Raw genomic sequence first — 21,489 nt, 5'->3', positions numbered from 1 at the left:
GCCTCGCTCCTTCCAGGGGGTCGGGTTCCTCTTCAGCGTGCCACAGCCGCGCACTTGACGCCCTGGTCAGACGGGTGCCCGGAGATCTGTTCCGGACACATTCCGGCGCCGCTGGACTCGCCCCTGGACTACGGTCGTCGTATGACCACTCCCGTATCCGACGGCACCGCACTCCCCGCCGACAGCGGCGTCGGTCCCCTGTTGCGGGCCTGGCGGGAGCGGCGGCGGGTCAGCCAGCTGGAGCTGGCGCTGCGCGCCGACTCCTCCGCCCGGCACATCAGCTTCATCGAGACGGGCCGCTCCCGGCCGAGCGAGGAGATGGTGCTGCGGCTGGCCGAGCATCTCGACGTGCCCGTGCGCGAGCGCAACGCCCTGCTGCTGGCGGCCGGTTACGCCCCCCGCTACCGGGAGACCCCGCTGGACGACCCGGCGCTGGACACGCTGCGCGAGGGCATCGAGCAGCTGATCCAGGGCTACGAGCCCTACCCGGCCTTCGTGGTGGACGCGACGTACAACGTGGTGGCCGCCAACCGGGGCATCCTGGCCCTGCTCGACGGCCTGCCCGAGTCCCTCCTCGCGCCGCCGCTGAACGCGATGCGACTGACCCTCCACCCGGAAGGCCTCGCGCCCCGGATCCTCAATCTGCGGGAGTGGCGCGGCCATCTGCTCGCCCAGATGGAACGGCAGATCGCGCTGCAACGCTCCGAAAGGCTACGGGAGTTGTACGAGGAGGTCGCCGCGTACCCGGTGCGGGAGACAGCGGAGGAACCGGCCGAGCCCGTCCCGTCCTTCGCGCTCCCGATGCGCATCGAGCACGACGGCCGGGTGCTGTCCTTCATCTCCTCCATCTCCACCTTCAACACGCCCATGGACGTGACCGTCGCCGAACTGGCCATCGAGACACTGCTCCCGGCCGACCCGGCGACGGTCAAATACCTTCAGGCGATGGCGCAGATCTGATCACCGAGCTTGAAGGAAGCGGGTTTGGCATTCGCCCCCGACCAGCTCCCCGTGAACCCGAAGCTCACCGACGAGCCCGCCGCCACGGTGCCGTTCCAGCCCACGTTCTTGGCTGTCACCGCTGAACCCGACTGCGTGTGATCGGCGTTCCAGAGCTGGGAGATGGTCTGGCCGTTCGGGAAGGCCCAGTTGAGGGACCAGCCGGACCAGGCGCTCGTGCCGGTGTTGCTCAGCCGGACGTCGGCCTGGAAGCCGCCCGACCACTCGTTGGTCACCTTGTAGGTGACGGCGCAGGCGCCCGTCGGTGTGGGTGTCGGGTCGGTGCCGCCGCTGTCGGTGGTGTCGCCGTAGATGACGCCGCGGCCGTTGGTCGCCACGTACACCCGGCCGTACACGCGAGGGTCGCCGGTGATCGCCGCGCCCGTCCAACCCCACTGGTGGGCGTCGTCGTTGACACGGGTCCAGCTCGCACCCTTGTCGGTGGAGCGGAAGATGCCGCGTACGCCGCCGATCTTCGCGCTGGTGTAGAGGGTCTGGTACGTCGCTCCGGGCGCCGCTTTGCCGAAGCCGATGGTGTCGGCCTGCTCGACGCCGGACAGCTTGGTGAACGTGGCGCCGGAGTCGGTGGAGTGCCACAGGCCGTACGCGCCGTCGCTCGCGCCGCCCGCCAGCCATACGTCACCCTTCGTGCCGGGCAGTGCCTTGAAGCGGACGGTGTCGCCGGAGGGAAGCCCGGTCGCGGCCGACGCGGAGAAGGTCGCGCCGCCGTCCGTACTGACGTAGAACTTCCCGGACTTGAAGCCGTAGAAGGTCATCGGGTCGACCCGGTCGGACTCGACGATCGCGCCCGCCGGGATGCCGCTCGACGCCGACCAGGACGTGCCGAAGCCCGTCGCGTAGTGGACCCCCGTGCCCTGCGGGCTCCACACGAACCGGCTGCCGTCGGCCGCCGCGGCGACCGTGCCGCCACCGCTGACGCCCGAAGGGTCCGTCCCCGCGAACCAGTTGGCGCCGTTGTCCGTCGAGAACGCGATGTGTGGTCCGGAGTCCAGATTGCCGGCGCGGACCACGGTGTTCGGGTTGCTCTCCGCGAAGTCCAGGCTGGTCGTCGAGGTGAAGTTCGGTGAGGTGTACATCATCGGCGGGACCTTGGTGAGATCCGTGTGCCGGAAGCCGCCGATGTCGCCGAGCGCGCTGAGCAGGGGCGCGCCGGACGGCGGTGACGCGAGGTCCAGGACGGCCGTCTCCTCCAGGCCCCGCACCATCGGCTTGATGGTGAACTGGCCTCCGCTGTCCCACTTCGACAGATCCTCGGTGCCGTAGATCGTCGCACCCGTCCCGTACATCATCCGGTTCGAGTCGAACGGGTCGATCTCCAGCGACTCCGTCATCCAGCCCAGTTTCGGGGTCTGTTCCGGCGGCGCCGGGTTCGCGCCCCAGGTCAGCCAGGGGGATGAGGAGACGTCCATCGTGTAGCGGTTCGAGCGGTTCGGATACGACGTGTAGTCCCACGCCTTCGTCCACGTCCCGCCGCTGTCCGTCGAGCGGAAGATCTGGGTGTCCGGCCACCAGGAGCTGTACGCCGTCGCCATCACCGTGCCGGGCCGCTGCCGGTCGACGGTGAGACCGCTGAAGCCGTAGTACGTGTCGGCCTCCGCCACCGGGCTGATGTCCGTCCAGGTACCGGTCGCGGTCGCATACCGCCACAGCCGGCCCTTGCCACCGTCGTACGGGCCGCCGGTGTCGCTGTACGCGAGGTACAGGTAGCCGTTCGTCGCGTCCAGTACGCCCTTGTGCGCCAGGTAGCCGGTCGGCTGCCCGGCGACACGGGTCCAGGTCGCCCCCGCGTCCGTCGAGCGGTACACCGCGTTGTCCTTGTCGGCGACCCCGACGTAGATCGTTCGTGTGGCGCTGCCCGCCGTACCGGTCGACTCGTCGAAGGTGACCCAGACGATGCCCTGGTTGTCGGAGGCGTAACCGCTCGTGTCGCTCGGATCCTGCGCGTAGTTGCCGACGTTGGGGAAGTTCGTGACCTGCGACCAGGTGGCACCGGAGTCCGTCGACCGCCACAGCCCCTTGCCGCTGGGCGCCCCCAGATACAGCACGCTGTTCCTGTTCGGGTCGACGGCCAACCGCTCACCCATGCCGCGTCCCGGCATGTTCCCGCCCAGCTTGAACGGCAGCTCGGCCTTCTGCCAGCTCGCGCCCCGGTCGGCGGAGCGCATGACGGCGCCGTTCCCGGGATCCCAGCTGTTGGTGTACGTCCCGACCGCCGCGTACACCCTGTCCGGGTCGACGGAGTCGGAGGCCAGGCTCACAACACCCGTGTGTCCCCAGTCGTCCCAGCCGACCGAGTCCAGCAGCGGCGTCCAGGTCTTCGTCGACTCCTGCCAGCGGTAGGCACCGCCGATGTCGGTACGGGCGTAGGCGAGGTTCTTCTCCTTGCGGTTGAAGACGATGCCGGGGACGAAGCCGCCGCCGTCGATGCGCGCGTTCTTCCAGGTGTAGCTGTCGGCGGCGATCGACACCGGCTCGGTGTCGGCGGCGAGCGCGGACGGCGTGCCGGCGAGGAGACCGGCTGCCAGGGCCAGGACGGCCGTGAGGATGCGGGTTCTTCGCACGGGAGGTCCTTTCCGGGTGGGGGATGCGGAGACGAGGAGGGGTAAGCGCTTTCCCTCTGGCGCGAGAGTTGCCGGGCGGCCCTCTGTGCGGGAGAGGACCGCCCGGCTGGTCGGTCTCGCCGTCAGGTGACGAGACCACGCACGCGGAGCTTTGAGGCGGTTCCGCGGAAACGCCGTGTACGGGAGCGCCCCTTCAGGGGCGCGGGGAACTGCGCGACCAGCCACAACGGACCCGCAGCCGAACACGGCCCAACCCGCGGAGCGCCCGGCGGGGACTATTCGAGAAGCTCCGCGTACGAGCCCATGGCCAAGGCGATGTCCGCCTGGGCCCAGAACCGGTGATACGTGAACGACGGCGCCGCGCCACCCGCGAGGTACGCCTCGATCTTCGACCAGGCCGGGTCGTCCTCGTAGAACGACCGGATCGAGTCGAACGTCGACGACGAGTTGATCGCGTCGCCGTTCGGCATCGTGCCGCTCCAGCCGGACGGGACGTAGATCGCGTCGTCGAACCGGCTGTAGTCCGCCCGGGTCTCCGGTACGGCGACACCCAGCGCGTCCTGATGGTTGCTCCACATGCCGTCGAGCAGCGCCTTCGCCGTCGCCGCGGCCTCCGTGTCACCGGAGCGGTCCGCGTAGTACGTCAAGGTCTTGGCGTACGCGGCGGCCACACCGACATCGTTCGTGTAGTCGGCGACGGTGACATGAAGTCCGTTGTTGGCGCCCGGACTTGACGGGTTCCAGGTGTCGGGCTGGCCCGACCACTGAAGTGTCGACGGAATCTGGTACGTGCCGTCGGGGTTGACGGTCGTCTCGGACAGCGCCCAGTCGACCCACTTGTCGAGGACCGCCTTGGCGTCCGCGTCCCCCGTCTGCTGGTAGTACTCGGCGACCCGCTCCATCGACCACGCCTGGAAGCCGAACCACTGGTTGGACGGCGGGTCGTGGTAGACGGGCTGCTGGTCGTAGTACATGCCGTAGAACGTCGACTTCCCGGCCGGCGGAGTCGCGTACCGGCCCGCCCAGCTGTTGGTCGCACCGCCCGCGATGCCGCCCTCGGCCGACTGCAGCCAGCGGTAGAACTCCAGCTGCCGGTCGAGCGACTTGGCCCAGTCCGCCTGGCCCGTCGCCGACTTGGGCTTCAGGTCGGCGTAGGAGCTGAGCGCGTACGCGGCCAACGGGTTCTGGTAGCCGCCGTGCGTGTGGCTGGAGCCGATGCGCCAGGCCCAGCCCGCCGAGGTGTCGGTCGCGCCGCCCCAGGCGTAGTACCAGGACATGAGGTACATCGAGGCGTCCTTGCCGGTGCCGGCCGCGCAGGTCGACGGCCCGACACAGTTGCCGACCTTCTTGAAGTACTTGTCGTACATCGAGTAGCGCAGGTAGTCGCCCATCTTCGCGGCCTTGCCGACGGTCGCGGAGACAGCACTGCCCTTGCCCTGCTCCTCGGCCCACTTGTCGGCCCAGTACGCGGCCTGCACGGCGCGCGCGTCGGCGTCCGGGGCGTTGGTGAACTTCCACTGCTTGGCGTAGGACGCGTCGCCGGTGAACAGGTCCAAGTACCCGTTCGGACCGCCGTACTTGAAGGCGTCACAGGTCGGCTGCGGCACCGTCTCCCACACCGACTCCTGCGCACCGCGCTGGAAGGTGTTGATGTACGACGGACCGGTGTCCGACGGCCCCGCCTCGCACTTGCCGGGCGAGTTGCCGTAGCCGTAGACGTTGTCGACGTCCTGCAGCCAGTGCATGCCGTACACGTCGTCCGTGCCGTACGCGCTCTTCAGCTCGGCCGCGATCGGGTCGGAGCCGACGGAGACCGACGAGTCGAGCGGGGCCGGGTACTGGTTCGGAGTGTCCAGCTCGGGTGCGTACGTCGCCGGCTTCGACGGGTTGTAGAAGGAGCCCGTCGGCTGGTCGGCGTGGGTGGGGATCATGTACTTCTCCATGATCTCCCAGGCGCCGTTGAACTTCGACCAGTCGCCGGTCACCTTGCCGTACATGGCCTGGAGCCACAGCAGATAGCTGTACGCCTCCGACGTGGTCTCATGGCCGTGGTCCGGCGCCTCGACGATCAGCGTCTCGACCGAGTGGTACGGGATGCCCTCGGGGGAGAAGTAGCCGTTCGCCGGGTTGGTGATCTTGCCGTAGAGCTCCAGGAAGCGGGCGTCGTACTGCTTCGTCGCCGCGATCTGCGTGACCGTGACCGCGGCCTTCGCATGACCCGTGGCGGACGACTCGAACGTCGCCGAGCCCGTGCCCGAAGAGTCCGCCGTGACCGTCACCGACTGCGCGGTGTTCCAGTTCGACGGAGTGAAGGTGAGGGACGCCCCACCGGTCACCGACAGACCCGAGTTGCCGCCCGTCCGGGCCGTCGTGACGGTCACATTGGCGGATGGCTGAGTCGACAGCTTCACCTGGTACGTGCCCGTCTTGCCCTGCTGCACGGCCAGTTGGCTGGCCGAAGCCACCACGGCGGGACCCGAGGCGACCGTGATGCCGACCGGCGTGGAGCTCGCGGAGGCGCCCAGGCTGTCGTACGCCTTCGCCACCAGCGAATGACTGCCCACGGTCAAACTTGAGACCGAGAGCGAGTACGGCGCGCTGGTGTCGGTGCCGAGCAGCGTGGTGTCGTCGTAGAACTCGACCTTGCTGATCGTCGCGTCGTCGGCCGCCGCGGCGGTGGCTGCCAGCGGGACCGCGTCACCCTGCGAGTAGACGGCGCCCGGGGCCGGGCTGGTCAGCACGGTGATCGGCGGCTGATGTGCGCCCGTGCAGGGGGTGCCGTTGATCGCGAAGTTCGTCGGCGCGGTGTTGGTGCCGCTGTAGGTGAACTGCGCGCCGGTCGAGGCGGCGGCTCCCGCCGCGATCGTCGCGTTGTACGAGGCGCTCTGCACGGTGACCGTCTGGCCGGACTGGGACCAGCTGCCGTTCCAGCCGTTGGCCAGCTTCTGGTTGCCCGAGTACGCATACGTCAGGGTCCAGCCGCTGATCGGATCCGTGCCGCGGTTGGTGATCGTCAGGTCCGCGGTGAAGCCGGAGCCCCAGTCGTTGGTCTTGTAGTCGACGCTGCACTGAAGTGCCGCCGCCTGGGCAGGTGTTGACCCTGTCGACAGCATGGTGAACGGGAGTGCGAGGGCCGCCACGACGGCGGTCCATAGCCGCCGCGCGGTGCGGCGTCTCCTTCTGGGGGGCATGTGCTGGTTCCTCCTTGCGGCTCGGGAGAAGTCAAGGCTTGAACCAGTGGGAGCGCTCCCATAGTGGAGATGGGCGTCAAAGGGGTCAAGGTGCTTGAAGAGTCGAAAAGATTCGATGGATTGCGTTGAGGAAAAGTCAAGCGCATCCCCTGTCCTTTACCGACACTTGGCGCTACCTTCCTTCGCACCAGTGGGAGCGACTCCATCAGTCGACGCGTCCGTCCCGACGCGCCCGAACTGCAAGGACTCGCTCATGCGACACCCCCCGCGTTCAGGACTTTTACTCGGCTACGAGGTCGCCGGTGCGCGGAACCTGGACCTCGAACAGGCGGAACCGCAGTTCACGTGAGCCCTTGCGCGCCCTCGACGGACAACACCCCCGTATCTCCGACCGAGAGGGAAACCCGCACTCATGAGTCGTACCAGAACAGCGATGCTCGCCGCCCTGGCGCTGGTCGCCGGGGCCTCCGGGACGGCGTTGGCCGTCGACACCGGTGGCATGGAGACGGCGGCCGTCCCCTGCACCGTCGACTACAAGGTGCAGAACCAGTGGGACACCGGCTTCACCACCGCCGTGACGGTCACCAACAACGGCGCCGCCAAGTCCACTTGGGCGGTCAAGTGGTCGTACGCCGGAAACCAGAAGATCACCAACGGCTGGAACGCGAAGTTCAGTCAGAGCGGGGCCGCCGTCACCGCCGCCAACGAGTCCTACAACGGGACGCTGGCGGCCGGCGGTTCGATCAGCTTCGGCTTCAACGCCTCGTACAGCGGGAGCAACGCGCTGCCGACGACCTTCACCCTCGACGGCGTGACCTGCAACGTCGACGGCGGTGGCGGCCCCACGGATCCGCCGGACCCGACGGGACCGAAGGTCGACAACCCGTACGCGGGCGCCAAGGTGTATGTGAACCCGGAGTGGTCCGCGAACGCCGCCGCCGAGCCGGGCGGCAGCCGGATCGCCAACCAGCCGACCGGTGTGTGGCTCGACCGGATCGCCGCCATCAACGGAGCGGGCGGCAAGATGGGGCTGCGCGCCCACCTCGACGAGGCCCTGACGCAGAAGGGCAGCGGCGAGCTCGTCGTCCAGCTGGTGATCTACAACTTGCCCGGACGGGACTGCGCGGCCCTCGCCTCCAACGGTGAGCTCGGCCCGACGGAGATCGACCGGTACAAGACCGAGTACATCGACCCGATCGCCGCGATCCTCGCCGACCCGAAGTACGCCGCGCTGCGGATCGTCACCACCGTCGAGATCGACTCGCTGCCCAACCTCGTCACCAACACCGGAAGCCGCCCGACGGCCACCCCTGAGTGCGATGTGATGAAGGCCAACGGCAACTACGTCAAGGGCGTCGGCTACGCGCTCAACAAGCTCGGTGACGCGCCCAACGTCTACAACTACGTGGACGCCGGGCACCACGGCTGGATCGGCTGGGACGACAACTTCGCGCCGTCCGCCCAGCTCTTCAAGGAGGCGGCGTCGGCCGAGGGCGCCACGGTCAACGACGTCCACGGCTTCATCACCAACACGGCCAACTACAGCGCCCTGAAGGAGAACAACTTCACCATCAACGACAACGTGGCCGGCAAGTCCGTCCGCGAGTCGAAGTGGGTCGACTGGAACCGGTACGTCGACGAGCTGTCCTTCGCCCAGGCCTTCCGCACTCAGCTGGTCTCGGTCGGCTTCAACTCGGGTATCGGCATGCTGATCGACACGTCGCGCAACGGCTGGGGCGGTAGCGCACGGCCCGCCGGTCCCGGTCCGCAGACCAGCGTGGACGCGTATGTCGACGGCGGCCGCTACGACCGTCGCTTGAACCCGGGTAACTGGTGCAACCAGTCGGGCGCCGGTCTCGGCGAGCGTCCGCAGGCCGCGCCGGCCTCCGGCATCGACGCGTATGTGTGGATGAAGCCGCCGGGTGAGTCCGACGGTTCGAGCAAGTTCATCGAGAACCCTGACGGCAAGGGCTTCGACCGGATGTGCGACCCGACGTACGAGGGCAATCCTCGGAACAACTACAACATGTCGGGGGCGTTGCCGGATGCGCCGATTTCGGGGGCCTGGTTCTCTGCGCAGTTCCAACAGCTGATGCAGAACGCGTATCCGCCGTTGTCGTAGTGCGATGACTGCGGCTGCGGGCCGGCTGTGGCTGGTCGCGCAGTTCCCCGCGCCCCTGAAGGGCGCGTTGTAGTCCGCCGGGGTTGGTCAGTTCTCTCTGTCCAAGCCCCGGCGGATTGCGAATTCCACCGCTGAGTAGTCGGCATCGGGGCGCTCCAGTTCGATGGGCTTTGCCGGGAGGAGGTTTGGCTGGGCCATGAAGCGGGGGTGGGTGCCGTGGTGGGGCTGGGCGGCGTGGACGAGGAAGGGGTGGCAGAGGTAGACGTCGCCGGGGCGGCCGGTGGCGTGGGCGAGGGGGCGGTGGGCGGAGGCTTCGGCGACCTTCGGGCCGAGCTCCAGGTAGGAGGCGCCCGTCTCGCCGTACGGCGCCAGGACCGGTGGTACGTCGAGATGTGAGCCGACCCGGATGCGGGTCGGGGCGTTGGCCTCGGTGACCTCGCTGAACAGGAACAGCATCAGCAGGGCGCGGTCCTTCGAGCGCAGGTTCGTGTGGGGGTGCTCGGCGCCCTCGGGGACGTAGCTGCCCTCGATGTGCCAGCCCGCGTCGTCCGGTTCCTCCTCGTGCGGGAACCGCAGCGGGAAGGTGCCCAGCGAGTAGCGGGACTGCCAGCGGTCCTCACCCACCAGCAGGTCCAACGCCTCGTGTAGAGCGGGGGTGTTGGCGGCGGCCGCGAAGGGGCCCTGTGCCATGTCGTAGACCCAGTGCACCGGGTCCTTCCAGGTGCCCGGATCCTCCGGGTCGTACCCGGTCTCCCGCCACAGCAGTCGCGCGCAGTGCTCGGCGACGCGGGGCGGGAAAGCGCCCTCGATCTTCACGAACCCGTCTTCGAGGAACCGCTCCACCATCACGTCGTCCATGGGGCCATCCTGGGCGACCGGCGGCAGGCGGCGCATCCGATTTTCGGCGCCGTGTTTTTTGCTGCGGCGGCAACTCCGATTGCCTGTTCGCGGTGCGTCGGAGCACGCTGGCGGTACGCGGACGAGAGGCTGACCACCATGGCGCACGACCACCAGCATCAGCATGAGCACGACCACCAGCACCGTCACCACCACGATCACACCGACATCGACTGGGCGGAGATGGCCCCGCTGCTGGAGGCGCAGGCGGAGCTGTACACGCCCTTGCACGAGCGTGCGCTCGCCTGGCTCGGCAAGAAGCAGACCGAGCCGGGGCTGATCGTCGACGCGGGCAGCGGGCCCGGCGTCGTCTCCTGTCTGCTCGCCGACGCCTTCCCCGGCGCCCGGGTGGTCGCCGTCGACGGCTCCGAGCCACTGCTGGAGCGGGCCCGCGCGCGGGCGCAGCGGCTCGGCGTCGCGGACCGCTTCGGTACGCTCGCCGGTGAACTGCCGGACATCATGGCCGACTTGGACTACCCGGCCGATCTGATCTGGGCCAGCCACAGCCTGCACCACCTCGGCGACCAGCGCGCCGCGATCGCGGCCTACGGTGAGCGGCTGACGTTCGGCGGCACGCTCGCGCTGGTGGAGGGCGGCCTGCCCACGCGCTTCCTGCCGCGCGACATCGGGATCGGGCGCCCGGGCCTGCAGGCGCGTCTCGATGCTGTGCAGGAGGAGTGGTTCACGCAGATGCGGGCAGCGCTGCCGGGCAGTGTGGCCGTGGCCGAGGACTGGCCGGCCCTGATGACCGCCGCCGGCCTGAAGCCCACCGGCACCCGCAGCTTCCTGCTCGACCTGCCCGCCCCGGCCCCCGACCGGGCGCGCACCGTCGCCGCCGCCACCCTCTCCCGCTACCGCGAGACCCTCGGCGACAGCCTCGACGCCACCGACCGCGCCACCCTCGACCGCCTCATCGACCCCGACGACAAGGCAAGCGTCCACCACCGCCCGGACCTGTTCATCCTGTCGGCCCGCACGGTCCACACGGCGGTCCGGACCGGCTGAGGTGGGCCCGGCTCAGCAGCCGCCGGGCCGGACGTAGACGGTGATCCGCGCCCCGTGGACGCGCCGGGTGCCGCACTCCACGAAGTGCCCGGCCAGCAGGGTCGCGCCGGCGGAATGGGGACGCCACTTCCCATCGGCGGCCTACCGCGGAACCTGCGGCACTTGACTTCAAGAGCACTCCAAGTGATGGACTCCCCGCTGTTCACCTACGAACAGGGGGAAAACCATGACCGACTCTCCGGTCGCGCTCATCACCGGCGGTGGCAGTGGCATCGGCGCCGCGGTGGCCCGGCAGTTGCTCGGCGCCGGGCAGCGGGTGGCTGTCACCGGTCGCGGTGAGGAGCGTCTGCGGGGCTTCGCCGAGGAACTCGGTGATCCCGAGGGGCTGTTGACGATCAGCGGGAACGCGGGCGAGTACGACCAGGTCCGTGCCGCTGTCGAGGCCACGATCAAGGAGTTCGGGCGGCTCGATACCGTCGTCGCCAACGCCGGTTTCGCCACGCACGATTCGGTCGCCGAGGGTGATCCCGCCGGGTGGACGGAGATGGTGCTGACCAATGTGCTCGGCCCCGCGCTGCTCATCCGGGCGTCCATCGACGCGCTGAAGGAGACACGGGGCCGGATCGTCCTGGTCGGGAGTGTCGCCGGGTTCGTGCCCGGGCCGGGCAATATCTACGGGGCGACGAAGTGGGCGGTGACCGGGCTCGCCGAGAACACCCGGCGGCAGGTCACCGAGTGGGGCGTCGGCGTGACCCTGATCGCGCCCGGCCGCGTGGAGACGCCGTTCTGGGACAGCTACGGCAGTCTGCCGCCCGGCCATCTCCTCACCGCCGACCAGATCGCCGACTCGGTGGTGTGGGCGATCCGGCAGCCGGAGGGAGTCGACATCAACACGGTGGTCGTACGGCCGATCGGGCAGCCCAACTGACGTAGGCGGGCCGCCCGATCGGTGCCGCTCAGAATGACTCGAGCTTGGCCGGGTCCGGGCCGATCCGCCGGTCCTCGTTGAGCGCGCTGATCGCCGCCAGGTCCTCGGTGTCCAGGGTGAAGTCGAAGACCTCGATGTTCTCCTTGATCCGGGACGGCGTCACGGACTTGGGGATCACCACGTTGCCCAGCTGGAGGTGCCAGCGCAGCACGACCTGGGCGGGTGTGCGGCCGTGCTTCTGGGCGATGGCCACGATCGCCGGGACCTCCAGCAGGCCCTTGCCCTGGCCGAGCGGCGACCAGGCCTCGGTGGCGATGCCCTGCTCCGCGTGGTACTCGCGGGCCGCGTGCTGCTGGAGGTGCGGGTGCAGCTCGATCTGGTTGACGGCCGGGATGACCGACGTCTCGCCGATCAGGCGCTCGAGGTGCTCCGGCAGGAAGTTGGAGACACCGATGGCACGCACGCGGCCGTCGGCGAGGAGCTTCTCGAACGCCTTGTACGTGTCGACGAAGTTGCCGGTGGCCGGGCGCGGCCAGTGGATCAGGTACAGATCCAGGTGGTCCAGGCCGAGCTTGGCCAGGGACTCGTCGAAGGCGCGGAGGGTGGAGTCGTACCCGTGGTCGGTGTTCCAGAGCTTGGTGGTGACGAAGAGGTCCTCGCGGGGAACGCCGGAGGCGGCGATCGCCCTGCCGGTGCCCTCTTCATTGCCGTAGGCCGCCGCTGTGTCGATGCTGCGGTACCCGGTCTCCAGCGCGGTCGTGACCGCCTGCTCCGCCTCGTCGTCCGGCACCTGCCAGACGCCGAAGCCCAGCTGGGGCATCTCGACGCCGTTGTTGAGGATGATCGGGGGGACCTTGCTGCTCACGAGCTCTCGATCCTTCGGTTGTCGTCAGGTGGTACTCATATCGTCAACGATCACGAGCCGTGATGCATTCCTGACCGGAGAATCCCTCGAAACTCCTGCGCACCGGCGTCACGCGCGGTACAACGCCTCGACCTCATTGGCGTACGCGTTCTCGATCGCCTTGCGCTTCAGCTTCAGCGACGGGGTCAGCAGCCCGTGCTCCTCGGTGAACGGCTGGGCGAGTATCCGGAATGTGCGGATCGATTCCGCCTGGGAGACAAGCGTGTTGGCGGCGACCACCGCGCGCCGCACCTCCGTCTCCAGGTCCGCGTCGCGCACCAGCTCGGCCGGGGACATCTGGGGCTTGCCGCGCATCGACAGCCAGTGCTCGACGGCCTCCTGGTCGAGGGTGACCAGGGCGGCGATGTACGGGCGGTCGTTGCCGACGACGATGCACTGGGAGACCAGCGGATGGTCCCGTACCCGTTCCTCCAGCTGGCCCGGCGAGACGCTCTTGCCGCCCGAGGTGACCAGGATCTCCTTCTTGCGGCCGGTGATGGTGAGGTAGCCGTCCTCGTCGAGGGAGCCCAGGTCGCCGGTGGCGAGCCAGCCGTCGTGCAGGGTCTCGTCGGTGGCCTTCTTGTTGTTGAGGTAGCCCTGGAAGATGTTGCCGCCGTGCAGCCAGATCTCGCCGTCGTCCGCGATGTGCACGGTCATGCCGGGGATGGGCTGGCCGACGGTGCCGTAGCGGGTGCGCTCGGGCGGGTTGGCGGTCGCGGCGGCCGTCGACTCGGTGAGGCCGTAGCCCTCGTAGATGTGCACGCCCGCGCCCGCGAAGAACAGGCCGAGCCGCCGGTCCATCGCCGAGCCGCCGGTCATCGCCTGCCGGATGCGGCCGCCCATCGCCGCCCGGATCTTGGAGTAGACGAGCTTGTCGAAGAGCTGGTGCTGCACACGCAGACCGGCCGAGGGGCCGGGCCCGATGCCCCAGGCCTTGGCCTCCATGGCGTCCGCGTACTTCACGGCGATCTCGACGGCCTTCTCGAAGGGCCCCGCCTTGCCCTCCCGCTGGGCCTTGCGGCGGGAGGCGTTGAAGACCTTCTCGAAGATGTACGGCACGCCGAGGAAGAACGTCGGCTTGAAGGCGGCCAGGTCGGGAAGGAGGGCGGCCGCGTTCATCTGCGGCTGGTGGCCGAACTTGACCTGGCCGCGGATCGCGGCGACCTGCACCATCCGCCCGAAGACATGCGCGAGCGGCAGGAACAGCAGGGTGGCCGCCTCGTCGCCCTTCTTGGAGTGGAAGACCGACTCCCAGCGCTCGATGACCGTGTCCGCCTCGTACATGAAGTTGCCGTGCGTGATGACACAGCCCTTGGGACGGCCCGTCGTCCCCGAGGTGTAGATGATCGTGGCGACCGAGTCCGGGGTGACCGCCTGCCGGTGCCGGTGCACGATCTCGTCGTCGATGTGGGCGCCCGCGTCGTACAGCTCCTGCACGGCGCCGGAGTCGAGCTGCCACAGCTGGCGCAGCTGCGGCAGCCGGTCGATGACGGTGGCGATCGTCATCGCGTGGTCCTCGTGCTCCACGATCGCGGCCGAGCACTCGGAGTCGTACAGCATCCAGAAGCACTGCTCGGCCGAGGACGTGGGATAGACGGGCACCACCTGGGCGCCGATCGTCCACAGCGCGAAGTCGAACAGCGTCCACTCGTAACGGGTGCGGGACATGATCGCGACCCGGTCGCCGAACCGGATGCCTCGGGCAAGCAAACCCTTGGCGAGAGCCAGCACTTCGTCACGGAACTCCGCGGCGGTGACGTCCCGCCACTGGTCCTGCTCGTCCTTGCGGCCGAGCGCGATGTGCAGCGGGTCTTCCTGGGCGTGCTGGAAGACGACATCGGCCAGACCGCCCACCGGCGGTGCCAACGCCAACGGAGGGTTGGTGAACTCGCGCACTCCCCGCTCCCCGCTCCCTTTTGCCTGGTTCGCTCACTGGTGACGCTCCGCACAGGCCGTGAAAGCTACCCCACGCGCGGGCGCGACGGGAGAGGGGTCGAAACGGAGTGACTCTCAGGTACGCCCTGGTCAGCGTCGGAAAATGCGCTCACATGGGGAAGGGTCGGACAGTTTCCTGACGGTTGAGTAAGTTTCGGTGCCGTAATCTCCACCGAATCTGTACGACGCGATTACGGCGCCGGTGGGGCTCGGTTTCGCGCGCATACCCGAGCTGCCGGAAGGTATTCATCTTTCTGCGCCGCAGCGGACGTATCAGAAGCCCTTCCGTTGGCGGCGGTGCAGTCGGTCGCCGCCGGCCAGGATCGACGCGGCGAGGGCGTCCGCCGCGCCCTGGGCGGAGGTGTGGCGGCGGCCGTGGACCAGGACGAAGTCGACCTGGCCGAGTTCCGGCAGGCCCGCCCGGTCCGGGACGCGGACGAGGCCGGGCGGGATCAGGCCGCGGGAGTGGGCCATCACGCCCAGGCCCGCGCGGGCCGCCGCGACGAGGCCGTTGAGGCTGCCGCTGGTGCAGGCGATGCGCCATGCGCGGCCCTGTCGCTCCAGGGACTCCAGGGCAAGGGCGCGGGTGATGCCGGGCGGTGGGTACACGATCAGCGGGACCGGGCGGTCGGGGTCCAGCCGCAGGCGTTCCGCGCCGATCCACACCAGGTCGTCGTGCCAGACCAGTTCACCGCGCGGGTCCTCGGGGCGCCGTTTCGCCAGGACCAGGTCGAGCTTCCCGGCGGTCAGCTGCTCGTGCAGGGTGCCCGACAGCTCGACCGTCAGCTCCAGGTCGACCTCGGGATGGTCGTGCCGGAAGCCCTCGAGGATCTCCGGAAGCCGGGTCAGCACGAAGTCCTCCGAGGCACCGAAGCGCAGCCGGCCCCGCACCCGGGTACCCGTGAAAAACGCCGTCGCCTGCTCGTGCACCTCCAGGATCCGGCGCGCGAAACCGAGCATCGCCTCGCCGTCCTCGGTCAGCTCCACGGAGTGGGTGTCCCGGGTGAACAGCTGCCGCCCGGCGGCGTCCTCCAGCCGCCGCACATGCTGGCTGACCGTCGACTGGCGCAGCCCGAGACGCCGGGCGGCCTGCGTGAAGCTCAGGGTCTGCGCCACCGCCAGGAAGGTACGCAGGTGGGAGGGCTCGTACACACAGAACACCGTAGCGCTCTATCACGTATCGCGATGACAGTCAGAGCGGTATGACGGATTCCCGATCACGCTGCCGTGGAGCACGATGGGGAGGGGCCTTCTCGGCCCCGCACCGCCCGAGAACCAGAGCTAGTGGAGCACCGTGAAACGCCTGCGATGGCCCCGTTGGATGCCGATCGACCCGTACATCCTGCTGCTGCTCGGGACGGTAGGCGTAGCCGCTCTCCTCCCGGCGCGCGGGACGGGCGCGGACGTCGCCTCCGGTGCCTCCACGGCCGCGATCGCCTTCCTCTTCTTCCTGTACGGGGCCCGGCTGTCGACCCGCGAGGCGCTGGACGGGCTGAAGCACTGGCGGCTCCATGTCACGGTCCTGGCCTGTACGTTCGTGATCTTCCCGCTGCTCGGTCTGGCGTCCCGCGGCCTGGTCCCGGTGCTGTTGTCGGAGCCGCTCTTCCAGGGCCTGCTCTTCCTCACGCTCGTCCCGTCGACCATCCAGTCGTCGATCGCCTTCACCTCGATCGCCCGCGGCAATGTGCCCGCGGCGATCTGCGCCGGCTCCTTCTCCTCCCTCGTGGGCATCGTCGCCACTCCGCTCCTGGCGGCCTCTCTGCTGGGCAGCACCGGCGGCTTCTCGGCCGACTCGCTGATCGAGATCGTGCTCCAGCTGCTGGTGCCGTTCGTCGCCGGGCAGCTGCTGCGGCGCTGGATCGGCGGGTTCGTCGCGCGGCACAAGAAGGCGCTCGGGCTGGTCGACCGCGGGTCGATCCTGCTCGTCGTCTACACCGCGTTCAGCGAGGGCATGGTGCAGGGCATCTGGCACCAGGTCAGCCCCGCCCGGCTGGCCGGTCTGCTCGCCGTGGAAGCGGTCCTGCTCGCCGTGATGCTCGCGCTGACCTGGTACGGCGCCAAGGCGCTGCGCTTCGACCGGGAGGACCGGATCGCGATCCAGTTCGCCGGCTCGAAGAAGTCCCTGGCCGCCGGACTGCCCATGGCGAGCGTCCTGTTCGGTGCGCACGCCGCGCTGGCCGTGCTGCCGCTGATGCTCTTCCATCAGATGCAGCTGATGGTGTGCGCGGTGATCGCCAAGCGCCGGTCGCACGACAAGGTGCTCAGCGAGGCGGCTCCAGGCGAAGAGTCACGAATCGCGGTCGGTACAGGGACACGTTCCGGCTGAGCTGCGCCGCCGCGCCGCCGTTCGTGTCCAGCCAGTTGACGTCGTAGCTGAGCACCAGCCGTCCGTCGTCGCTCAGTTCGGGGTGGGCCTGGGGGTTGTACGCGGCGACCTGGCCGTCGGGCAGCGCGGGGCTGAAGTCCCGCGTCGGCCCGTGCCAGGGCCCGGTGGGGGAGCAGGCCCAGTACGAGGTGATCGTCGTCAGCCCCTCGGCGCCAGCCGCCATGGTGAACAGCACATACGTGTCGTCCTCACGCACCACCGAGAACGCGCTGCCCACCCCGTCGCCCAGCACCGTGCGCGGGGCCCCACCGGCCGTCCACTCGGACCCGTTCCAGTACTGCCAGGCGCCCGGCTCGGCGAGCCTGCCCTCGGGTACCCGCGCCACATACGCCGACGAGGCCGGGCGGGACGCGGCCTGGGCGTCGTCGCCACCGAAGACGTAGGTCCAGCCGTCCCGTTCGACCAGCGTCGTGCCGAACAGGATCCGCCGGGAGGGATCGGGGACGAGTCGCTGGTCCAGCACCGGGACGACCGACTCGACCCGCAGATCGGGCAGGGACAGGGTGGCGACCTCGGTGGCGGTGGGCACGCCGTAGATCCACGGTGACTGGCCCGCCGTCCGCACCCACAGCACCACCCGTACGACCTGCTCCGAGGAACCGGGCGAGCGCGGCTCGACCCGCGCGGCCACGGGCCACCGCCACTGGCTCGGGGCCGGGTCGGGGAACAGGGGCGCGGGCAGGGTGCTCTGGAGCCGGCCGTCCCGCATCACCACCGCCGAGTTGCGGACCAGCGGCGCCGCGGTGTCCCGCCAGGCGTGCGACTCGCCGGCCGGATTGGGCGGCGCGTAAACCTGCCCGAGATAGGTGTCCGAGAACAACCACAGCAACCGCCCGTCCGGCAGCCGCACCGAGTGGGTGCCGTCGCCGCCGGTCCAGTCGTCCGCGCGGGACGCGTCGTCGCCGTAGCGGGCGAACTCGCCGGTCAGCCCGCTGTCTGCCGACCAGGAACCCACCGTACGGGCCGGGCACGCTCCGTCGCCCTCCCGGTCGCCGTCCGGGAGGGCGGTGAGCAGCACGGCCCCGAGGACCAGGGTCAGCAACAGGCCGATCCCGGTCCCCGTCCGCTGTCGTGCTCGTACGTCGTCGGGCACGCCGCGACGTTAGCCGCTGCCGTTCACCTGGTCCATGGGCAGCCACACCACGGTGTCGAGGACCGCCCCCGTGCCGTCCGTACGGACCTCGCCGATCTCCGCATCGGTCAGCGCCCGGTCCCAGACCCGGACGTCGTCGATCGCGCCGGTGAAGAAGGCACGACTGTCCATGCGCTCGCCGATGTGCACACCGAAGGGCGAGTTGCGGCTCACCGAGCCGGGCACATCGGCGGCGCTGATCGCCTTGCCGTCGAGAAACAGGGTCAGCGCCCCGTCGCCACGCCGCAGCGCCAGATGGTGCCAGCGGCCGTCGTTGTACGCCCCCACGGTGCTCACGGACGCCTTGCGCACGGTCGTCGGACCCTCCCGCGCGGTCATCAGGGCCTGCACACGGTTGCCGGCGGGCTCGCCGCGCAGCGTGATGTGCGGCTGGCCGGTCGCGACGCCGCCCATCGACAGCAGCGGCTGCTCGCCGGACGTGGCGGTGTGCCGGAACCAGAGGGAGGCGGTGAAGTCCTTGGTGCCGAGCGGGAGCCGGTCGTGGTACGGCAGGCGCACGGCGTCGTCGGTGCCGTCGAAGGCCAGCGCACCGTCGAACGCGCCGTCCGTCACCGTGGCACCGCCGAGGACGGAGGCCGCCGGGGCGAGCAGGGCCTGGTCGACGGTGGTGGGGTCCGGGCCGCGCCGCGTGCCGAGCCAGTCCTCGTTGAACCGGGCGAAGCGGATCTCGTCGCGGGCGTCGACGGCCCCCGCCTCGTACATCAGGCCCGTGGTGGTGCCGGTGATGTGCACCAGATCGGAGTAGCCGGACCAGTCCCGGGTGACGACCTTGCCGCGGTCGACGCTGTCCCAGGTGGCGCCGCCGTCGTACGAGGAGCGGATCATCATGGTCCGGCGGCGGTCGGGGTCGCCCGGGCAGGCCAGCAGCATGCGGCTGCTCACCCGCAGCATCGAGCACTGCACCTGCGGGGCGTACAGGTCGGGAAGGTTCTGGAACGGCGTCTCGAAGCTTTCGCCGCCGTCCTCGCTGACGGCCTGGGTGCGATGGCCGACGGCGGTGCCGTCCTGCTCGCGGCCGCTGACCAGGATCGTGCCGTCGGTGCGCTCGGCCAGCGTCAGCTCGCCGTTCTTCTGCTCGAACGTGCCGTCCGCGGCGACTTCCGACGTGTCGGTGGCGCCGAGCCGCCAGTGATCGCCGCCGTCGTCGCTGATGATGAGCGCCGCATGGTTCGCGGTGACCCGACTGCCGTTCCACGTCTCGCCATTGACGCTGATGACGATCCGCCCGGCGTTCACCCCCCGGGTGAGCTGGATGCCGTGCACGGGCCCGGTGGCGTACCACGAGTTCCAGTGCTCGGGCAGGATCTCGGCGCTCAGATCGCGCGGCTCGGACCAGGAGCGCCCGTCGTCGTCGCTGTACTGCAGATACGGGCTGCGCTTACAGGGCACATCGCAGTTCCCGCTGTCCGTACGGCCCTTGTTGTACGTCTCCGCCAGCAGGATCCGCCCCGTGGCCTGGTCCACGACCGGCGTCGGATTGCCGTGGGTGTCCCCGGCCCCCTCGTTCACCACCTGGAGCGGACCCCAGGTACGCCCACCATCGGTGGAGCGCTTGACGACGATGTCGATATCGGTGGCATCACCGCAGTTGAGGACCCGGCCCTCAGCGAACGCCAGCAGTGTCCCCTCGTTGGTGCGCACGATCGCCGGGATCCGGTAGCAGGCGTAACCGGGGTCCTGCGAGGCCTTGAACAGGACCTGCTGCTCGAACTCAGGGGCCTTGGTGGCCGGTTGGGCGTGGGCGGGGCTCGGCAGCGCGGCGGCCGCCGTACTGACGGCGGCCGCGGTGAGCGTGTGTCTCAGAGCTCGGAGGGGGGATCTAAGACGTGCACGAAGACTAGGCGGCATGGCATGACCTGCCCTTCAGGCATCTGGACATCTGACCGTCTGGACGTCCCACGTCCAACATGCGTGCATCAGACGGTAGTTGTGGCGTCGGCAGTTCACGAGAAACGAATGGGGGCCCATGGGAGTACTCAGGGGAGTGCTGCCGGTAATGCGCGCCGCGTCAGTGCCGCGGCACCACCTTCCCGAGGGCTATTCGGCCTATCCGAGTCCGCGTCAGGGGGCCACCGGGGGCGTCGTACCGCACGCGACGCATCGACCGCACCTCCAGGGGGCTCGTTGGGAGTCCCAACGATAAGCAGATGATCGTAGGGAAGGTCCGGCACCACGCCGTCCTCCCGGCCGTCCACAGCCTGACGCCGCCGCGTGGTGCCTCCCTGCCCAGCCAGACGTCCGGCAAGGGCCCACCAACGTCCACTGGTCCGACGCGCCGGCCGCGAGGGAGCCGCAGGGGGCGCGCCGGTGTCGAGAGACCGAGCGCGCGGAGGCGCGCAGCGCCGAGCACGGTCGGTCTCTCGACACCGGCATAAAGCGCCCCTGGAGGCGACCGAGCCATCAAACACAGCGCGCGTCGCCAGCCTCTAGACGCCGGCCCCGGTGGGAGGTGACAAAACAAAACAGCGGGACCCCTAATGGCGCAGGGGGCGCTCCCCACCCGTCGGGGCCCCGCCGCCGTGCAGCGGACGGCCCGTCAGCCCTGGGCGGCCGCAGCCCGCAAGGCGATACGGTCCTCGCCCGCGTACACGTTCATGGAACTGCCGCGCAGGAACCCCACCAGCGTCAGCCCCGTCTCGACCGCCAGGTCCACCGCGAGGGACGACGGAGCCGACACGGCCGCGAGCACCGGAATCCCGGCCATCACCGCCTTCTGCGCGAGCTCGAACGACGCCCGCCCCGACACCAGCAGGATCGTCCGGGACAGCGGCAGGCTTCCGTTCTGCAGCGCCCGGCCGACGAGCTTGTCCACCGCGTTGTGCCGGCCGACGTCCTCCCGTATGTCGAGCAGTTCCCCGTCCTCGGTGAACAGGGCCGCCGCGTGCAGCCCCCCGGTCCGGTCGAAGACCTTCTGGGCCGCGCGCAGCCGGTCGGGGAGGTCGGCCAGCAGTTCGGGTTCGACCCGGACCGGGGGAGTGTCGGCGATGGGCCACCGAGCCGTCGTACGGACCGCGTCCAGGCTGGCCTTGCCGCACAGACCGCAGGACGACGTGGTGTAGACGTTCCGCTCCAGCGTGATGTCCGGGATCACCACGCCCGGCGCCGTCTGCACGTCCACCACGTTGTACGTGTTGGAACCGTCCACCGTGGCGCCCGCGCAGTACACGATGTTCCGCAGCTCGGAGGCGGCTCCCAGCACCCCCTCGCTCACCAGAAACCCGGCGGCGAGCGCGAAGTCGTCTCCCGGCGTCCGCATGGTGATCGCGAGCGCCTTGCCGTTCAGCCGGATCTCCAGCGGTTCCTCGGCGACGAGCGTGTCCGGGCGGGAGGAGACCGCCCCGCCCCGGATCCGGATCACCTTGCGTCGTTCCGTGACTCGTCCCATGT

At 69.6% G+C, this 21,489-nt stretch carries 14 protein-coding genes; 5 read left to right on the top strand and 9 right to left on the bottom strand.

Translation table 11 applies throughout. From position 1 onward, the window contains the following. Positions 1–141 precede the first annotated feature (141 nt). Positions 142–960, top strand: coding sequence for a helix-turn-helix domain-containing protein (locus OG828_RS10235; protein WP_328500911.1), 819 nt, complete (start codon positions 142–144; stop codon positions 958–960). On the opposite strand, the gene OG828_RS10230 is transcribed toward OG828_RS10235, so the two are convergent. Both OG828_RS10230 and OG828_RS10225 read right to left on the bottom strand, forming a co-directional pair. Next, positions 939–3,581, bottom strand: a complete 2,643-nt coding sequence (locus tag OG828_RS10230) for a cellulose binding domain-containing protein (RefSeq protein WP_328500910.1) — start codon at positions 3,579–3,581, stop codon at positions 939–941. The genes OG828_RS10235 and OG828_RS10230 overlap by 22 nt on opposite strands. A gap of 275 nt (positions 3,582–3,856) precedes the next feature. Further along, complete coding sequence (locus OG828_RS10225) at positions 3,857–6,772, bottom strand: glycoside hydrolase family 48 protein (protein WP_328500909.1); 2,916 nt, start codon at positions 6,770–6,772, stop codon at positions 3,857–3,859. A gap of 412 nt (positions 6,773–7,184) precedes the next feature. Here OG828_RS10225 and OG828_RS10220 point away from each other — a divergent pair, with 412 nt between their 5' ends. Next, positions 7,185–8,894: a glycoside hydrolase family 6 protein gene (locus OG828_RS10220; protein WP_328500908.1), complete on the top strand. Its 1,710-nt coding sequence runs from the start codon at positions 7,185–7,187 to the stop codon at positions 8,892–8,894. A gap of 87 nt (positions 8,895–8,981) precedes the next feature. On the opposite strand, the gene OG828_RS10215 is transcribed toward OG828_RS10220, so the two are convergent. Further along, positions 8,982–9,752 (bottom strand): phytanoyl-CoA dioxygenase family protein, encoded by a 771-nt coding sequence (locus tag OG828_RS10215; protein WP_328500907.1) that lies wholly within the window; start codon positions 9,750–9,752, stop codon positions 8,982–8,984. A gap of 138 nt (positions 9,753–9,890) precedes the next feature. On the opposite strand from OG828_RS10215, the gene OG828_RS10210 reads away from it, so the two are divergent. Both OG828_RS10210 and OG828_RS10205 read left to right on the top strand, forming a co-directional pair. Further along, positions 9,891–10,796, top strand: coding sequence for a class I SAM-dependent methyltransferase (locus tag OG828_RS10210; protein WP_328352840.1), 906 nt, complete (start codon positions 9,891–9,893; stop codon positions 10,794–10,796). Positions 10,797–11,022: 226 nt separating this feature from the next. After that, the gene (locus tag OG828_RS10205; RefSeq protein ID WP_328500906.1) at positions 11,023–11,724 is read left to right on the top strand and encodes an SDR family oxidoreductase; all 702 of its coding nucleotides are present in this window, start codon (positions 11,023–11,025) and stop codon (positions 11,722–11,724) included. Between the two features lie 28 nt (positions 11,725–11,752). On the opposite strand, the gene OG828_RS10200 is transcribed toward OG828_RS10205, so the two are convergent. The 3 genes from OG828_RS10200 to OG828_RS10190 all read right to left on the bottom strand — a co-directional run bounded on the left by OG828_RS10200 (position 11,753) and on the right by OG828_RS10190 (position 15,715). After that, entirely contained in the window at positions 11,753–12,589 is an 837-nt protein-coding gene (locus tag OG828_RS10200) for an aldo/keto reductase (RefSeq protein WP_328352838.1), read from the bottom strand. 108 nt (positions 12,590–12,697) lie between these two features. Next, positions 12,698–14,524 (bottom strand): AMP-dependent synthetase/ligase, encoded by a 1,827-nt coding sequence (locus OG828_RS10195; RefSeq protein ID WP_328500905.1) that lies wholly within the window; start codon positions 14,522–14,524, stop codon positions 12,698–12,700. Between the two features lie 312 nt (positions 14,525–14,836). Next, a complete protein-coding gene (locus OG828_RS10190) occupies positions 14,837–15,715 on the bottom strand; it encodes a LysR substrate-binding domain-containing protein (protein WP_328500904.1) in 879 nt (292 codons plus the stop codon). A 169-nt stretch (positions 15,716–15,884) separates the two neighbouring features. Here OG828_RS10190 and OG828_RS10185 point away from each other — a divergent pair, with 169 nt between their 5' ends. Next, entirely contained in the window at positions 15,885–16,889 is a 1,005-nt protein-coding gene (locus OG828_RS10185) for a bile acid:sodium symporter family protein (RefSeq protein WP_328371702.1), read from the top strand. Here the strand turns inward: OG828_RS10185 and OG828_RS10180 are convergent. The 3 genes from OG828_RS10180 to fdhD form a co-directional block, all read right to left on the bottom strand. Next, positions 16,825–18,042 carry a DUF4185 domain-containing protein gene (locus OG828_RS10180; RefSeq protein ID WP_328500903.1) on the bottom strand — a complete coding sequence of 406 codons (1,218 nt, stop codon included), beginning with the start codon at positions 18,040–18,042 and terminating at the stop codon, positions 16,825–16,827. The genes OG828_RS10185 and OG828_RS10180 overlap by 65 nt on opposite strands. 9 nt (positions 18,043–18,051) lie before the next feature. Continuing rightward, positions 18,052–19,950 (bottom strand): sialidase family protein, encoded by a 1,899-nt coding sequence (locus tag OG828_RS10175; RefSeq protein ID WP_328500902.1) that lies wholly within the window; start codon positions 19,948–19,950, stop codon positions 18,052–18,054. Between the two features lie 688 nt (positions 19,951–20,638). Beyond that, positions 20,639–21,487 (bottom strand): formate dehydrogenase accessory sulfurtransferase FdhD, encoded by an 849-nt coding sequence (gene fdhD, locus OG828_RS10170; RefSeq protein ID WP_328500901.1) that lies wholly within the window; start codon positions 21,485–21,487, stop codon positions 20,639–20,641. Positions 21,488–21,489: the final 2 nt, after the last annotated feature.

Source organism: Streptomyces sp. NBC_00457, assembly GCF_036014015.1.
GTDB lineage: Bacteria > Actinomycetota > Actinomycetes > Streptomycetales > Streptomycetaceae > Streptomyces.
This window is presented reverse-complemented; position numbering and strand designations above follow the sequence as displayed.

What these genes read in the sequence shown, in the direction of transcription:
- OG828_RS10225 (WP_328500909.1), bottom strand. Translation starts at nt 6,772, where the DNA reads ATGCCCCCCAGAAGGAGACGCCGCACCGCGCGGCGGCTATGGACCGCC.
- OG828_RS10235 (WP_328500911.1), top strand. Translation starts at nt 142, where the DNA reads ATGACCACTCCCGTATCCGACGGCACCGCACTCCCCGCCGACAGCGGC.
- OG828_RS10210 (WP_328352840.1), top strand. Translation starts at nt 9,891, where the DNA reads ATGGCGCACGACCACCAGCATCAGCATGAGCACGACCACCAGCACCGT.
- OG828_RS10215 (WP_328500907.1), bottom strand. Translation starts at nt 9,752, where the DNA reads ATGGACGACGTGATGGTGGAGCGGTTCCTCGAAGACGGGTTCGTGAAG.
- OG828_RS10205 (WP_328500906.1), top strand. Translation starts at nt 11,023, where the DNA reads ATGACCGACTCTCCGGTCGCGCTCATCACCGGCGGTGGCAGTGGCATC.
- OG828_RS10185 (WP_328371702.1), top strand. Translation starts at nt 15,885, where the DNA reads ATGCCGATCGACCCGTACATCCTGCTGCTGCTCGGGACGGTAGGCGTA.
- fdhD (WP_328500901.1), bottom strand. Translation starts at nt 21,487, where the DNA reads ATGGGACGAGTCACGGAACGACGCAAGGTGATCCGGATCCGGGGCGGG.
- OG828_RS10220 (WP_328500908.1), top strand. Translation starts at nt 7,185, where the DNA reads ATGAGTCGTACCAGAACAGCGATGCTCGCCGCCCTGGCGCTGGTCGCC.
- OG828_RS10175 (WP_328500902.1), bottom strand. Translation starts at nt 19,950, where the DNA reads ATGCCGCCTAGTCTTCGTGCACGTCTTAGATCCCCCCTCCGAGCTCTG.